A 17,102-nucleotide genomic window follows, 5' to 3' on the forward strand; every position below is an offset into this window, starting at 1 on the left:
TAAAATCATTGGGAAATTCTACCAAGAATAGTCTACACAGAATTTCATCATCATATTATTTGATTACTAAAATGTAGAACTACTACAGTCAAGACTACTGTAGGAAAATGGTTGAAATCTAAGTAAGAATTATCATACTGTTATTTTTAGCATAACAAAATTGAGAATATTGTAATATTTTATATAAAAAATTGATAAATACTTATTTGAGTAAGTATATTTGCAGCATCAAACCAATTTATTATTCATGCATAATATATGGTAACTATTTAACACAACTCATTTATTTAAAACCTAAAAAATGAAAACTCAACTAAGCTTTATTAAAAAGAACTATTGGTTGGTAGTATTTATGCTACTGACCACCATTGGTACTACTGCACAGCAGGTAATCAATGCAACCTTACAAAATGACGGACGTACAAGACAATATCGTTTGTATGTACCTGCCAGTTATGATCCTAGTAAGCCCGCACCTCTAATTTTAAACTTTCATGGGTTTACCAACAACATAGATACGCAGTATAATCAGAGTGATTTTAGACAATTAGCAGAAGACAATCAGTTTCTATTTGTTACTCCACAAGGATTAGGAGGCTTTTTCTCTGGATGGGCTATTAATAATAATTTTGGTGGAAACGAGGATGATCTTGGATTTTCGGATGCATTAATAGATAAAATTATTGAAGATTATAATATCAATGAAAAACGTATTTATGCTACAGGATTTTCTAATGGAGGATTTTTTAGTTATCGATTAGCTTGTGAGCTAAGCCCAAGAATAGCTGCAGTAGCTTCTGTAGCGGGTAGTATGACTAGAAGATGGATCGATAATAACCAATGTCAACCGCAACATCCTACGGCAGTTTTACAAATTACAGGAACCAATGATAATGTAATTTCTATTAATGGAAATAGTACTAATGAACCGATACAAGATGTTATGGAATATTGGGCTTCTGTAAATAATGCAGATACGACACCAGATGTTATCCAATTAGGTGGTGGTACTACACGTTCTATCTGGGATAATGGTGATAATGGTGTTACGGCAGAATTTATTCGGGTACAAGGAAAAGGACATAGCTGGAATGGCGGAAATATCAATACTTCTCAGGAAGTTTGGAATTTCTTTTCTAGATTTGATATCGATGGTGCGATTGATAGTACACCGCCACCACCAGATATCTGTACTGCTACAGTATCCTCATTTCCCTTTAACGAAAGTTTTGAAACCAGTATCGGACAATGGTCGCAATCCACTAACGATGATCTTAACTGGACAAGAGATTCGGGAGGAACACCTTCTAATGGTACAGGTCCATCTACAGGAGCAGATGGAAACTTTTATCTATACGTAGAAGCATCAGGTAACGGAACAGGATATCCAAATAAAAGAGCTATTTTAAACTCTCCATGTTTAGACTTTAGCAGTGTTTCTAATCCTACGCTTACATTTCAGTATCACATGTTTGGAAGTGCTATCAATACTTTAACAGTAGAAGCAAGAACCGATAATACTGGAAGTTGGACAGCCGTTTTTAATCAGTCTGGTGATCAAGGAAATACTTGGAATGCTGCCAATGTAAATCTTTCTGCTTATGCAGGAGAAGCGAGTGTACAACTGCGTTATAATGTGGTTACAGGTGATGGTACTAGTGGTTGGCAAAGTGATATTGCTATTGATGCTATTAGTATTCAGGATGGTAGTGGTACTCCAGATCCTGATTGTACGGCTTTAAACTTCAATGATTTTGCTATTTCCGGATTCTCTAATCAGGATGCAGACGGAAACTTTGCCATTACCAATGGAGGAGATGCTTTATCTTTAACGAACAATACATGGAAATTTATTCCATTAGATTATACAGTAACTGCAAATACGGTAATCGAATTTAGCTTTAGTAGTACGTCGCAAGGAGAGATTCATGCAGTTGGTTTTGAAAACAACAATACCTTAACTTCTTCACGTTATTTCAAAGTCCATGGAACACAGAATTATGGAGTTACTAATTTTGATAATTACAGCTCGGGTACTGTAACCTATACGATTCCTGTTGGGAATTTCTATACAGGAGTTATGGACCGTTTGGTGTTTATTAATGACAATGATAGTGGTTCTGGAAATAACTCAGTTTTTTCTAATGTTAGAATATACGAAGGATCTTGTGGTAGCTCGTTATCAGCACAAGAACTTATTGCTGGATTGGCTACAAAATCACCTGTATTGGGTAATGAGCCTGAAGATGTTCATACACTTAAAATAGCACCAAATCCTGTGAATGATCAATTCTCCATAACCATGAATGTGAATTCTAAAACAGAAGAAGAAATGCTAGTACGTATCTATACGATGTTAGGTCAGATACAATATGAAGCCAAACTACAAACAGGTACGCAAAACTTATCAGCAAGTAGTATTGGCTTAGGATCAGGAATTTATGTGGTAAAAGTCATATCGAAAGGAGAGGAGCAAAGTACTCAGAAATTGATCGTTCGATAAATCAATATAGATTGAATCGTCTATTAGAGTGAATTTTTCACTTTATAAGATGATATCACAAAATATTATGCATATAGAAATGATGCTCCGTATTATTCGGAGCATCTTTTTTATGGATTCTTGATAAGTACATTCATTTTTCATTTCTTATCTTACATTTGTTATCATGTTTTTGCATCTAATATGTATGCTTAAACTCACAAAATTGATGCTCGTTCCATATGAATTCAATAATTATTTATAAAAGTCAATTGTCTTCTTTTCATCTAGTAATGATGATAATTGGATGTCTTTTTTTTGTTGAAATGGGGATTACTATACTAATCAATACCCAAGAGTCAGGAATTAATTGGGCTATAGTATTTCCTTTGGGAGCCATTTTTTTTGGTGGTTTAATAGCTTATCATATACTAATCCTTTGTACAATTACCATAACAAAGGAGTATCTTATTCTAATATATCCATTACTAAGAAGGAAGAAAAACATAGAGTGGAAATCAATATCAGATGCTGGTATGAAGTTTATTACTACTCAAAATGATGCAAGCAATTATTCTTATAAAACGGGTAAGGAGATCTGGTTTTTTTCGAATGATAAAAATTATAGAGTTAACACTTTTGCAATAAAAAATTCTGATAAGCTTTTGCTCGAACTTAATAAAAGAATAGATGGCAATCTTAAAAGAAAAATGAAGAGTGAATATGATAAAACAAAACGGGAATTTTTAAAGGAACAGAAACAATATCACGATTGGATGACGAAAATTATTTTGCCTATTTGCTTAGTAATATTAGCATTGTTATGGATTTTAAGCAGATAGAAATAACCAATTATAACGGATAAATAAACTAGCAAGCGTTTGGAATTCAGTAAAAACTTATTATTCTTTTTCAGTGCATTAGGTGCTTTTAACGGACTTTTTTTAAGTCTGTATTTTGGTTTTCTCATAAAGAATAGGAGTAGAGCCACGTATTTTTTAGCAGCACTCCTCTTTGTAATTAGTGTACGAGTTACCAAATCAGTATTTCTTACTTTTTATCCTGGTACTTCATCTACATTTGTTAGTATTGGTCTTACTGCTTGTTTTTTAATAGGTCCTTTTCTGTATTTATATACCAAAATAGCCATCAATCCTAACAAAGTACATCGATGGAACTGGTTATTTCATGTAGTGCCGGTACTTGTTTTTATGGTGGTAATCAGCATTCAATATCCCTATCGATCGCATAGATATTTATGGTGGAGGAGTCCTCCCAGAATTTTCGGTACCATTTTGTTTACGCAATGGACGATTTATACTATAGCAGCAATATATCAAGCGCGCCATGTGTTTAGTAAGCTTTGGAGCAAAACAAAATCCATCAACACCTTAGATTTTTGGATACTCAATATCGTTACTGGTGGGTTTATTATTTGGTTAGCATATAATACCACGACCTATACATCGTACATTGTAGGGGCATTGTCATTTTCTTTTACATTTTATATCACTTTGGTTATTTGGATTATCAAAAGAAGAAAAAGTACGCTCACATTTCTAACACCTGTGGTAAAATATGCAAATAGAAAGATTGATACTAAAAAGGCATCTTCGATTGCAAACCAACTGAGTATTTTGTTTAGTGAACAAGAATTGCATCGAAATCCTAATTTAAAACTACCGGAAGTAGCAGCACAATTGCAGATCAAACCTCATGAACTATCACAATATCTGAATGATAATTTGGGACTTAGTTTTTCTAGTTATGTTAATCAGTATCGTATACAAACTGCTACCCAATTGATACGAACCAATTCTCTATTAACACTAGAAGCTATTGGCAGTGAGTGTGGTTTTAAATCCAATTCTACATTTTATACTGCTTTTAAAAAGCAGGAGGGAATGACACCCTCGCAATACAAAAAGTCGTTGAATTCGTGATTTATTTTCTTCGGATTTATAATTCCGTAGAATAACGAGCTTGTTTTTTACTTGATTGATAAGGCTATCCTATAGTTTAGCTATACAAATCAATATAAAAAACGAACGATGAAACATTTATTTATTTTAGTGGTAGCACTATTTACTGTTACCATTTCTTTTGCACAATCTGATAAAGAACAAATTACAGAAACTTTACTACATTATATTGAAGGAACAGCTGATGGTTCTCCAGAAAGAATTAATAAAGCATTTCATAAAGACTTGAATTTATATTCAATAGCTAATGATACCTTAAGTATTACTTCTGGTAAAAAGTATATCGGATATTTTAAAGAAGGAGAAAAACGAAACCGTATCGGAAAGATTATTTCTATAGATGTGGTTAATAATGCCGCAATGGCCAAAGTAGAAATAGATTTCCCAAAAGGGAAGAGGTTATATACCGATTATATGATGTTACTAAAAGTAAAAGGTGAATGGAAAATCATTCATAAATCCTATACGTTTGTACCTTATAAATAGAACTGAATCCTATGGTTAGATGTTATATACTTTGTTTCCTTTGTATTGGTATTATTTATACTTCGAAATCTCAGCAAATTGATTATAAAAAACTTGAAAATAGCTTAGATTCATTGATGCAAACAACTATGGAAGAGGAGCATATTCCTGGAGCTGCTTTTATCATAGTAAAAGATGGAAAAACACTATTGAAGAAAGGATATGGATATGCCAGTTTAGGAGGAGATGTACGACGTGTAGATCCAGATTCTACCATATTTCGGATTGGGTCTGTTACAAAAACCTTTACTGCAACCGCTTTATTACAATTAATAGATCAAAAAAAGGTAGATCTTTATGCAGATGTGAACCAATATTTAAAATCTGTAAAAGTTCCCAATACCTATAATACATCAGTAACATCAGCACATTTGTTGAATCATAGTGCTGGTTTTGATGAATTAAGAGGTAGAGTAGTGTATCGAGAAAATCAATCCATTCCGCTAGCAGATTTTCTTAAAAATAGACTTGTTCGCGTTCGAGAACCAGGTGTTATTTCTAGTTATTCTTCTTTTGGAATTGCACTAGCAGGACTATTAGTAGAAGATGTCAGTGGTCAAAAATTAGATACATATATGAAAAAACACATTTGGGAACCTTTAGGAATGCATATGACATCTATGTTTTTGAATGATCAGGTAGAACAGTATGCTTCGTGGGGATATGAATATCGAAATGGAGTGAATCTACCACAACCTTGGGAGTTTTATCATACCTATCCAGCTTCAGAAATTAATAGTACGGTTGCAGATATGGGAAAGTATCTAAATATGCATTTAAACGATGGTATTCTAGGTGATCAAAGAATTTTGAGTACTAATTTATCTCAAAAAATGAAATCTGCTGAATTAAGAGTTCACGATACCGTTGAGGCATTTGCATATGGATTTTATGAAGAAGATGCGCATGGATTTAGAACTATTAGTCATGGAGGAGATATGTTGGGCTACGCTTCATATATGGCAATGATTCCGGAAGAAAAACTGGGGGTTTTTGTAATACATCATCATGAAGGAACTCGATTGCGTTATGCAGTGATGGACCTAATTTTAGCAACGTTTTCAAAAGAAAAGAATGAACAAACCTTTATACCAGAATCTATAAAACGAAAAACTGATCTCAATAGATTAGTGGGACATTATATATGGACAACACATTGTCATAGCTGCGAAAGTGGTTGGAAACCCAATCAAGAAGAACTAGTTTTAAATAATGATGGAACATTTACCATTATGAATCGAACTTATGAAGAAGTGGATTATTTAATGTTTAAAAGTACCGATGGTATGCGAACGATGGGTTTTGTAGAAAATGAAAATGGAGAAATAAAATATATGTCTCTTGGAGGAGTCAATAGTTTTGAAAAAGTGGATTAAATTGTATTAAAGAAACAACCTTCTAAAATCTAGAAGGTTGTTTCTTTAATGCTATATAAAGTTATTAGAATATACTATTCATTTATCACCAGTTTTACACTACGTTTATTACCAGAACGATCTAATATATGGACCAGATATAATCCTGAAGTAATTCCAGAAATATCAATTCTCATTTCAGTAGTATTGTTAGGTACTGTTACAGATTGTAATCGTTTTCCACTAAGATCAGAAATGGTAATGATACTATCTTTTAGATCTGTAGTATTTTTAATGAAAACACTTCCTGTTGCCGGATTTGGAAATAATTCGAAGAACGCATTTTCTGCATCATTCTCTCTATTTATAGCAGTAGTACAATCGGGAGCTGTGGTCGAATTGCTGAAATATATCGAATAATCCTTCGCTACCAGTACAAAGTTACGTTCATCGTTAGTTACCAAGTAATCTCCATCCAATCCAGGAATACCTGTATTTACCAATGTGATTTGTGGTGCTGTACCATTGAAGTTTTGTGTAGCATCTGAAAAATCTATATACCATGGTGCGATATCCAGATTAAAAGAAAATTGATACAAACCATTATTAGCTAAATCCCAATTAAGTGTAAATAAGGTGATATTATCTACATTAGGACCACCGGTTCCTAATACATATACATTTTCATAAGATGTATTGATACTTACTAGAGGAGTATCTGTAGGTGTTCCAAACGTACAGTCTCCATTTGGCGGATCTATAATAATATCTTCTGTAACGGTAATATTTACCGAAGCAGAATCGGTTCCGCCATTTCCATCACTTACTGTAACCGTAGCGATATAATCTCCTGTGGTATATGTATGTGTGGATATCGCTTCTGTACCTATTGTACCATCTCCATAATCAATACTATAGGTAAGTGTATCATTATCAGCATCAGTAGATCCCGAAGCGTCCAATACCACATCTAATGGAGTAACTCCTGTACTTGGCGTAGCAGTAAGACTTGCAATTGGAGCTATATTACCAGGATCAGTAGTATCACTACAAGATGGTGCGGTATCAGAATTACTACAATAAACGGTAAAATCTCCAGTGGTAGACACAAGTACCAGATTCTCTCCATCTAAGGTTACATAATAACTACCATCTAATCCTACAAAGCTAGAACCTGTAATAGTAATTAGTGGTTCTGGTGCATTAAAGTTTTGCGTTGATACCGGAATTAGATCGTTATACCAGTTCGGAACACCATTATTAGTACTTAGGGAGAATTGGTATAAACCATTATTTCCTAAATCCCAATTGATAGAACAGTTACCGATGTTATCTAAATCAGGACCGCCTTCTCCAAATACATAAATATTTGAATATGAATTATTTATAGAAGGTAGAGGAGTGGCTCTTGGTGTATCAAACGGACAAATAACTTCTTCACAATTGGTATCAACCACTAAATCAATGGTTTGTACGGTACCACTGCTAAAAACACCATCACTAACCGTAAGTGTAACCGTGGCAACATCCAAATTCTCATAGACATGAGAAACATTAACACCTTGAGCAGTAGTACCATCGCCAAAATCCCAAGAATATGTAAGTGTATCACCATTAGGATCATAGGAATCACTAGCATCAAAGGTAACATTTGGACCACCACATCGACCATTATCACTAGTAAATGCTGCTACAGGAGGTTGTGGCTCTGTGGATTGACCAAAATCTACATCACTGGTAGAATAAAAAGCTTCTTCACTAAGTGATCGTTGCCAAATACTATAGATAACGTGTTTTCCAGTTCTTGCCGGAAGTACCACATCAATATCATCAATGGCAGAAGCTGGTCTGGGACCAGTACGTACTAAAAGTTCTAAACTATCCCAGGTAAGTGGTTGATCTGGAGTCCAATCGGCTTTGGTAATATACACATCAAAATATAGGGTTTGGTGTGGTGCCGAGTTTGTCCAGGTAACGGTAAATGGACCAGGAGTTACTGGTGTAGCGATCCAATCGTCACGTACTTGATCTAGTCCGCCATATTTGTCTGGTCGACCGGCGCTGGCAAGATTTCCATCTGCAATAATCGCTTGGTGCATACCATTTGCATCCATACGCGCCACTTCATTCCAATCATATAGCGCTTGCGTACCGTACATAGCAACGGCATCGATACATGCGGGAGAATCTGGACTTTCAGGATTTTCTTGAAAACATATCCAAACACGACTAGGCGGACTGGTAACCGTTCCGTGTGAAAAGAGTGTTTGAAGATAAGGATACATCAGTGCTACACATATTAGTAAAGGTGCAGCAATTTTTCTTAGGCGGGAAATTATCCGACCTAAAACTTCGGTTTTAGAGTTTGTTTTTCTCATGTTGTTATTGAATTGTTAGTAATAAGTTTCGGCTTATAAAAACAGGGTGGTTCAATAACTAAATTGAAATTACTATATATGGTATTAGATATCAATTAATTAACAGTATTACAAATAATATTTAACATAAATGAGCTAGATTTTAATAATCGTTTATAGTTTATAGAAGTGCTGAATAAAATAGTATATAGTCATTAATACATGTGTAATTAAAAATTGTGATACACATAAAGAGAAATAAAAGTGAAGAATCATAATAGGCCAGAATACTCAAAATATTCTATTTTACATAACATAAATTATAGTACAAATGTATTTATTGAAGCAAAACGGCGAATACCACGTATTTGATATAATATCAGATATAACTACGCGCCAGCGTATTATATCGACAGATATTATGTCAAAGTCGTTTTGCGTCACGCCCGCCACAATCGTAGTAACAAAGTAAAACTTCTTATTATTTAAAATATCTCGAAGCTTATAAATCCAATATTCTGTACAATCCTCCAGAAATTTTCAAATACGTGATTTTTCGTGACATTTTATTTTAAATTTTTGTACTCAAGAATGCTAGTCCATTTCTCAACAATCAACATCTATAGCTATTATACAATACTTATCTAAAATATCTGGAAGCTTATAAATCGTGTATACTGTACAATCGTACAAAAATCTCCAAATACGTAATTTTCTGTGTGGCTATAATTTATTACCGTAAACAATTGATTTAAAGCAGATTAAAAACAACTAAAAAATTAGACCATATTCTGTACTATCCTACATATTTTCTCAAATACGCCATTCTCAGCATTTATATTATGTAAAATAGAAATGGTTCGATTTTAGAGTATTTATAGGTGTATTATAATACGTCAGTTTATTATTAGTAGCTACAAATACACAACTTATCTAAATTATCTTGTGCTTATACGTAATTTGCTGTGTGGCTATAACTCATTACCGTAAACTATTGATTTAAAGTTTGTTAAAAACAGTTAAAAAACTAGACCATATTCTGTACCATCGCCCATAATTTTTTAAATACGCGATTCTGAGCGTTTATATTATGTAAAATAGAAAACGTGTATTTGATAAAATATCGTTTTAGATGAGCTCAAGAATGCTATCGTAATTCTCGTGATGTTACATTTTGATAATCTTTTTAACCATTTTATTGTTGCCTGAGTGAATTTTCACTACATACATACCTTTAGGAAGTCTACTTACATTTATAGAAGAAAGTTTTTGATTTTGTTCTAAAACTACCGTCCCGTCTAAAGAATAAATTACGGCCTTATCTATTTCTAATTTATTAGGGTTAATTATACTTACCATTTCGTTAGTAGGGATAGGAAATAGACTAATAGTATCATATTGATATTGATCTACTGACAAGGTAGTTTCTTCAGCTTTATTCTCAATCCAATAAATCTTATCTTCATATTGTGAAGAAATAACAAAATCCATATCACCATCATTATCAATATCACTAGTAGCCATAGATGTTATAAAATCGATGTCTCCTAAAATTAATTTTACATCACTCATATTTTCACCTGTACCATCCAAATTCTCATACCAAGCAATCCTATCATCTCTTGTACTGCTCTCTACAACATCCAAATCTCCATCCAAATCAACATCAACACTGATGACCTGCTCTACGTTGGCAAAGCTGGATACATTAATTTTGAAGCCAAAACTACCATTACCATCTACATTTTTATACAATAATATATTGGGTGCTACTCCAAATACATCAAAATCACCATCATTATCAATATCTGAGCATATCACATAATTCGTATGATCTGCAAAACGTGAAATTTTAGAAGGTTCTTCAAAACTATCTGCTCCACCCTGATTTTTAATCCAATAAAATCCATCGTTATCATAAAGATTATTCCCATAAACTATATCTAGATGACTATCATTGTTAATATCACAGATACTCATTGCTAGTGGTCGATTTATATCACTTAGTATGACTTGCCTAGAACTAAAATTCCCCTTTCCATCTGTGTTTTCATACCAAGCTATTATCTTCTCCTGAGATGAAGAAACAATTATATCAAAATCACTATCGTTGTCCAAATCACTTACTGAAATATTGATCACAGCCTCTATACCTTCTTCAATAGTTTTTTCTTGACTGAAATTTCCTTTCCCATCTAAATTTTCTAACCATATAATCTTATTTCCTGGGTATCCTGCAATTTCTGCTATGATGTCGTAATCACCATCAGCATCTATATCCTCGGCATGTACAAAATTTACTGTTTGTAATCCCGAGATAATAACCTTTTGCAATCCAAAAGATCCATCACCGTCTAAATTTTCATACCATGCAATTCGTTGATCATTTGAGCCTGAAATCACATCATTATCACCATCTCCATCAATATCGACTGTAAATACAGATTTTACATTCTCAGCATCACGACTTATCATTATTTCCGGACCAAAATCTCCGTTTCCATTTAGATTTTCATGCCAAATTAGGTTTGAATCCTCATAGGAAGCATAAAAAAGATCTAAGTCATTGTCTTCATCAAAATCTGCAGAAAATATAGATCGCACCCTTACAGACCTATTTGTAACCTCATGTTTAATACTAAAGTTTCCATTTCCATCCACATTCTCAAACCAAGCTAATTTTGAACTGGATTCTGAACCTGCTACAACATCAAGATCATTATCACCATCAATATCATCAAGTCTCACAGTTCCAGCATTTACAAAATCTGAAGATATTACGTTTTGACCCGAAAAATTTCCCATTCCATCCAGGTTTTCATACCAAATAATTTCATAATCAATAACCGAAGTTAAAATAAGGTCATTATCACCATCATTATCTATATCGTCCATGTATAAAGAAGAGACACCTCTGGCATCAGCGTTAATAACAATCGAGCTATCGAATTCTTTTAAATCAGAATTATTTCTATACCATTTAACAGTACTTGAAAAACCTGATGTAGACTCAATAATATCAATATAGGTATCACCATCTATGTCTGCGAAGAAAATTGCACTTCTCACAAATCCTCCAGCAGAAATAATTTTTTTTTCAGAAAAGTTTCCAGCGCCATCTATGTTTTCTGACCAAGAAACTTCGCCAGGAGAGCCAAAAACTAAGTCATAATCATTGTCATTATCTAAATCAACACTATATACAACAAATATTTGTTCTTGGCTTAAACTTAAAGCTTGTTCTTCAAAATTCTCACCATCTATATTTTTATACAAAACCACTTTATTATCTAATTGTAAAGACGCTACTATATCTATATCACCGTCATTATCAATATCAACAGGAACTGCATTTCTTACACCATTGGCCTGATCAGTTATTAGTTGTTGTTTGCTAAGTTGTTCATCTCCTTCATTTTGGTACCAAAAAATTTTATCATCCCAATACGAAGAACCTAGCACATCTAAATCACCATCTCCATCAAAATCTGCAGTACTTATAGAACTAGCTCGATCTGTCTTAGTACTCGCATCGATTATGGTATGCGCTACAAAATTTATCTCTTGAGAATAACTAAAAGCAGAAATAAAAATTATAGTAAGAAAAATATTGTTTTTCATTTGTTAATTTTATCCAAAAATATAAAAAATAAGTATTTAAACCGATTAAAATATATTTTCATAGATTATTAATGAAAATTTAAGCACCTTTTTGTTTACTCCATTGATTAAAATATGTAAAAACTTAATTACTTACTTATTTCTGCATTACCCCTCCTTATTTTTCAAATACGGGGTTTTCAGCGTTTATATTATGTAAAATAGAAAAGGAGTGAAATCTTAGTTAATAATACAATCTAAAATCAAGTAGTTTACAGATTTTGTAATGTCTTTGATGCAACTCTTCTACCACATCCAACATATTATCATCTTCTTTAAATAGGTTAAAGAATGCTATGTCAAGATTTGAACTCGTTATACCATTAAATTCATGGCCATAGCCAGAAACCCCTCTTGCACCCGTGATATCCAAAAAATACTGTGCTTCTTCTTCATCTAAATCAAGCACTTTAGCATTGGAAAAATGTAAAATCTTTCCTTGCAATTTCCCTTCAAAAATTTCTGCAATCTCCTGTAAACTATAATAGTAATCATTCAAACAAATACTATTGGCTTCACCTGTAATGACCAAGTAGATGATTTCATAATTTGTAAAATGATGATCATCCATAACCAATGTATTTAAGCTATCCTCTAAACCTTCAATAGTATCACAGGTTTTATAAATACTAGCCACTCCATATTGGGAAGTCAATTGTTCTAATTTTTTTTGAGCTTCGGTAATTTCGTGCGTTTCTATATCATTCACTGCTTCTAAACAGTAAATGAAATAATCTGTATCTATAGATTCTTGTTGTGGTAATTGTCGTCTTTTCTCTAACAAATTTTCAGGGTCTATACGTTGTATACAACAAAAATAATGTATTTCTTTAATTTATATCATCAACCCTTGCCGCCGTTTTACTAATAATTTTCCAATCGTTTTTAAACTTTTTAAGCAGGAATAAATCAATATAAACCCACGCTCTGTTAGGTCCTGCGATTTCAACTTTTGCGGTAGCTATTTCTTTTGTAACCTTAATATCTAAAATTTTAGCTTCTCTCCCATTGAACTTTCCTTTTTCGGCATTTTTAAAGAAACCAGCGTACTCGATTGGAGTGTATCTTTTGAAATCCCCTTCCCTATTTGTTAGATATAACACTGCATTGTCTGCAAAAGCACTTAATAGTATTTCTTTTTTGTTATAAGAACTACCTTCCATATATTTTTGAAGTGCTTTTACTACTGCAGGATCATATGATGATTCTCTGTATGTGGAAGCATCGCTTATCGGATAAAAATTCTCTGTTATCATAGAAGTCTTTTTCTCGTTTTCCTTTTTTATTAAAAAAGATCCACCCCAAACTACTTCCGGATACTCAATAACTTGTGCTATCATTTCACCTAAAGATGGAATAGTACTTTTAAATTTTTCTATAGCCTCTTCTTTTGGAGCCCAACGGAATTCTACATTTTTATTTGTTGGTAAATCATTCGTAGTAGATTTAGCCACATACACCTGTCGTACGCTTAACGAATTATTAAAGTCATATTTATAGGTAAAAACACCTTTGAGGTTTGGTTTTAATATAGACACTCCATATTTATTAGAGATACTATCGATTACCTCATTGATCGTGTGTCTTTTCTCATAAAATGCACCTATGGTTATCCAACCAATTGTTGCTTTTTTTATTAAAACATCTCCGTTATCATTAAGAATAACTAAACTGATAACTGATGTATTCCGATCTTCATCTATTTTAGATTGCGCATTTGTAAACTGAATTGTTAGCAACATGGCTACTACTAAGATGTACTTTTTCATTTCGACTTTTTTAATATTAATATGCCGTAAAAGTCTAATGTTTACAACCAGTTTCCTACTTAAATCATGATCTTGGCATACAAAATAGATAGATTCATCACACTTTGGTAGTTGGAATAAAAAAATAGTACGTATGTGCTACACTTTAGCCAAAACATAACACTATTTTCATTTTAGGGAAATCTTAATAAAATTTGATCATAAAAGATGTAATTTCCTCTTGTTCTAACTAAACCATCTCTTTTTATGGAAAAATTAAAAAAAGAAGACATTCAACAAGAAGTTTTTGACTTATATGATGATTATGCGCACAACGGTCTTAATAGAAAACAGTTTATAGAAAAATTATCCGCATATGCAGTGGGTGGTGTTACAGTTTCCTCTTTATTAAGTTTTGTATCTCCTAATTATATAGATACACTACTCGTAAACCCTAAGGATCCAACAATTGATTCTAACTTTATTAGGTATGATTCTTCTAAAGGTGGAGGTACTATAAAAGGGCTTTTATCGAAGCCAAAAAATCATGAAACTAAGTTGCCAGGTGTTATTGTTGTTCATGAAAATAGAGGACTAAATCCTTATATAGAAGATGTGGGAAGACGTGCTGCAAAAGAAAAATTTATTTCTCTGGCACCAGACGCCTTATCACCACTTGGAGGATATCCTGGAAATGATGATGATGGACGTGCGCTTCAGAAAAAAAGAGATCGTAATGAGATGTTAGAAGATTTTATCGCCGCCTATGAATATCTAAAAAATCATGAAGATTGCAATGGAAATGTTGGTGTGGTTGGATTCTGTTTTGGTGGATGGATTTCTAATATGATGGCTGTTCGACTGCCAGAACTAAAAGCTGCCGTTCCATACTACGGTAGACAACCAAGTGCTGAAGATGCTAAAAAAATAAAAGCTCCCTTATTATTGCAATATGCTGAATTGGATAAAAGAGTAAATGCCGGATGGCCTGATTATGAGAAAGTATTAAAGGAGCATAATATACCGTATAAAGCACATATGTATGCAAATGCAAATCATGGTTTTCATAATAATACGACTCCACGATACGATAAAAAAGCAGCGAATTTATCTTGGGAACGTACTATAGCCTTTTTTAATAAGCATTTAGTGTAACGATTTTTTTTGTAATAATCATTAAAAAGAAGTCTAAAAATTATTTAAAACTTCTGTTTGTCAGTCTGAGCCTGTCGAAGACAAATTAAAATTATTTGATTAAAAACTTCGACAAGCTTAGTTTGACAGAGATATGTTATTTTTTAGATAATCTCTTCCTTAATTAGAAATAGTTAAGAGTGTTTTTTTGGCTGCTTTAGCATGTTCGCCATCAGTGTCTAATGTGATTGCTTTGTTCAGTAATTCGGTTGCTTTTTTAGTATCTCCAACCTTTAAATATGCTCTACCCAAGTTTTTATATGTCATAGCAGAATTAGGGTACATTTGCATAATCATAGAAAATACCTGTATCGATCCTTGAACTTCTGGCATGCGACCACTTTCTAATAAAATGTTTCCTTTTTTATTTAATTCAGTTTCAAAATCGCAGAAAGCGTATCGTGGATCTTGTACCATTTGTGGTAATACTTGTGCTAATTTTGCTCCTTGCCCAGTGATATATAACTGTGTGATGTACTCCATAGGTTTTGGCTGGAAACCTTCTGCATTAAAGTTCAACGCAGCTTCTAACACTACATCTTTGTTCTGTACGTAATCGTTATAACTCATGGTAACAGGAATACTTGGTACTGTCGCATCTTTATTTTCTAAAGCAGGATAATCTTGCCACCATAAATAGGATATATATGCATTGATCTTGCTATTTGGTAATTGTACAGCTCTAGCATCACCATAAAAGTTAATGTTTTCTGCAGTAGGTTCTCCTACTAAAATTGCTTCTGTATACCTGGTAATTTCATTGGTTAAATTCTGACAAGCGGAAAATGTATCGCGACCAATGATGAAATAGAAGTTTCCTTTTTTATTAAGATTTGGTCTAGCCATTAACCCTTTAATTAATGGTAGATTGTTGTAATTGTTCCCGCCACCATTTAAACGTACATCATACACTAATTTTTCCACGTTATTTGCATCAATAAACTCAAACAGGCGCTTGTAGAATTGTGCTAAGGTTTCTTTGGGATCATTAAATACTGAACTTTGTCTTACATACAAAGTCTTTTTATCTTCTAAATATTCAAAATCATATTTTTTATCATCTAAATTTTTTAAATATAGAGGTGTTGTATCAGTGTTTCTAGCAGTAAGCCAATCTTCTGTTGGTAGTGTAAAATTAAAAGTTCTTGGTTTATCTTTTCTATCGATAGTAGTAAACTCATGCGTAAATACTTTTCCATTTTTTTCAAGTGTTAATGTCACTTTATTAGATAATGTAGGGATTACTCCTTGCGCATGTAATACTTCTGCAGATAGTAAAAATCGCACTCCATAGGCTTTAAAATATTGCTCATTTTCTACTGGAACTACTGGATATACCAGTTCTATTGCTTTTTCTATAGGCGTCTCTCCTATCTTCAATATTTTTGCTCCTAATACTTCTTTATACTGTTTTTGAACCCCTTCAATATAAATTCCATCATTGAAATCATATATATTAATAGGTAGAATTCCACTCTTAGTTACTGTACCATAAGGAATCTGCGTATGACCATATTTAAAAGAAGATACGATACGAGACAATCCTACTCGGATTTCATGTTCTTGTAAGTTGGGAATTTCTTTATATAATGTTTCAACCTTTGTATCAAAATCTTCTTTGGTCGTTTTTACAAAAAGAAAAGAATAGTCTTTATGAATAGTGTTTTGAAGAAATCGTAAGTCTTCTTGCCATTGCTTCGCACTTGTTTGCTGTGCTGATAATTGTAAACAGCATAGTAATTGGATAATAATGAGTACTTTTTTCATGATGACATTTTTTTAACTGAATTCGTTCAGTG

General features: G+C 32.9%; 11 protein-coding genes. 6 read left to right on the forward strand and 5 right to left on the reverse strand.

Translation table 11 applies throughout. The features are described 5' to 3' along the window. Positions 1-301: 301 nt before the first annotated feature. The 5 genes from Q1A73_RS02985 (at position 302) to Q1A73_RS03005 (ending at position 6,365) form a co-directional block, all read left to right on the forward strand. On the forward strand, positions 302-2,503 hold the full coding sequence (locus tag Q1A73_RS02985; RefSeq protein ID WP_299601374.1) for a T9SS type A sorting domain-containing protein: 2,202 nt from the start codon (positions 302-304) through the stop codon (positions 2,501-2,503). Between the two features lie 221 nt (positions 2,504-2,724). Continuing rightward, positions 2,725-3,324, forward strand: a complete 600-nt coding sequence (locus Q1A73_RS02990) for a hypothetical protein (protein WP_299601376.1) — start codon at positions 2,725-2,727, stop codon at positions 3,322-3,324. A 39-nt stretch (positions 3,325-3,363) separates the two neighbouring features. Next, positions 3,364-4,425 (forward strand): helix-turn-helix transcriptional regulator, encoded by a 1,062-nt coding sequence (locus Q1A73_RS02995; protein WP_299601378.1) that lies wholly within the window; start codon positions 3,364-3,366, stop codon positions 4,423-4,425. A gap of 108 nt (positions 4,426-4,533) precedes the next feature. Further along, positions 4,534-4,950, forward strand: a complete 417-nt coding sequence (locus tag Q1A73_RS03000; RefSeq protein ID WP_299601381.1) for a nuclear transport factor 2 family protein — start codon at positions 4,534-4,536, stop codon at positions 4,948-4,950. 116 nt (positions 4,951-5,066) lie between these two features. Beyond that, positions 5,067-6,365: a serine hydrolase domain-containing protein gene (locus Q1A73_RS03005; protein ID WP_299601382.1), complete on the forward strand. Its 1,299-nt coding sequence runs from the start codon at positions 5,067-5,069 to the stop codon at positions 6,363-6,365. Between the two features lie 74 nt (positions 6,366-6,439). Here the strand turns inward: Q1A73_RS03005 and Q1A73_RS03010 are convergent, their stop codons facing one another. The 4 genes from Q1A73_RS03010 to Q1A73_RS03025 all read right to left on the reverse strand — a co-directional run bounded on the left by Q1A73_RS03010 (position 6,440) and on the right by Q1A73_RS03025 (position 14,130). Further along, on the reverse strand, positions 6,440-8,722 hold the full coding sequence (locus Q1A73_RS03010) for a lytic polysaccharide monooxygenase (RefSeq protein WP_299601384.1): 2,283 nt from the start codon (positions 8,720-8,722) through the stop codon (positions 6,440-6,442). Between the two features lie 1,146 nt (positions 8,723-9,868). Further along, positions 9,869-12,322: a T9SS type A sorting domain-containing protein gene (locus tag Q1A73_RS03015; RefSeq protein WP_299601386.1), complete on the reverse strand. Its 2,454-nt coding sequence runs from the start codon at positions 12,320-12,322 to the stop codon at positions 9,869-9,871. A gap of 223 nt (positions 12,323-12,545) precedes the next feature. Continuing rightward, the gene (locus Q1A73_RS03020) at positions 12,546-13,145 is read right to left on the reverse strand and encodes a DUF6642 family protein (RefSeq protein ID WP_299601388.1); all 600 of its coding nucleotides are present in this window, start codon (positions 13,143-13,145) and stop codon (positions 12,546-12,548) included. Between the two features lie 46 nt (positions 13,146-13,191). Further along, complete coding sequence (locus Q1A73_RS03025; protein WP_299601390.1) at positions 13,192-14,130, reverse strand: nuclear transport factor 2 family protein; 939 nt, start codon at positions 14,128-14,130, stop codon at positions 13,192-13,194. Between the two features lie 246 nt (positions 14,131-14,376). Here Q1A73_RS03025 and Q1A73_RS03030 point away from each other — a divergent pair, with 246 nt between their 5' ends. After that, positions 14,377-15,264, forward strand: coding sequence for a dienelactone hydrolase family protein (locus tag Q1A73_RS03030; protein ID WP_299601393.1), 888 nt, complete (start codon positions 14,377-14,379; stop codon positions 15,262-15,264). 159 nt (positions 15,265-15,423) lie between these two features. Here the strand turns inward: Q1A73_RS03030 and Q1A73_RS03035 are convergent, their stop codons facing one another. Beyond that, positions 15,424-17,070: a tetratricopeptide repeat protein gene (locus Q1A73_RS03035; RefSeq protein WP_299601395.1), complete on the reverse strand. Its 1,647-nt coding sequence runs from the start codon at positions 17,068-17,070 to the stop codon at positions 15,424-15,426. Positions 17,071-17,102 lie beyond the last annotated feature (32 nt).

This window comes from uncultured Aquimarina sp. (assembly GCF_947492115.1).
Classification (GTDB): Bacteria; Bacteroidota; Bacteroidia; order Flavobacteriales; family Flavobacteriaceae; genus Aquimarina.

Bases quoted from the DNA above. Each gene is read 5' to 3' on its own strand.
- Q1A73_RS02985 (WP_299601374.1), top strand. From the start codon at position 302: ATGAAAACTCAACTAAGCTTTATTAAAAAGAACTATTGGTTGGTAGTA.
- Q1A73_RS02990 (WP_299601376.1), top strand. From the start codon at position 2,725: ATGAATTCAATAATTATTTATAAAAGTCAATTGTCTTCTTTTCATCTA.
- Q1A73_RS03000 (WP_299601381.1), top strand. From the start codon at position 4,534: ATGAAACATTTATTTATTTTAGTGGTAGCACTATTTACTGTTACCATT.
- Q1A73_RS03005 (WP_299601382.1), top strand. From the start codon at position 5,067: ATGCAAACAACTATGGAAGAGGAGCATATTCCTGGAGCTGCTTTTATC.
- Q1A73_RS03010 (WP_299601384.1), bottom strand. From the start codon at position 8,722: ATGAGAAAAACAAACTCTAAAACCGAAGTTTTAGGTCGGATAATTTCC.
- Q1A73_RS03015 (WP_299601386.1), bottom strand. From the start codon at position 12,322: ATGAAAAACAATATTTTTCTTACTATAATTTTTATTTCTGCTTTTAGT.
- Q1A73_RS03025 (WP_299601390.1), bottom strand. From the start codon at position 14,130: ATGAAAAAGTACATCTTAGTAGTAGCCATGTTGCTAACAATTCAGTTT.
- Q1A73_RS03030 (WP_299601393.1), top strand. From the start codon at position 14,377: ATGGAAAAATTAAAAAAAGAAGACATTCAACAAGAAGTTTTTGACTTA.
- Q1A73_RS03035 (WP_299601395.1), bottom strand. From the start codon at position 17,070: ATGAAAAAAGTACTCATTATTATCCAATTACTATGCTGTTTACAATTA.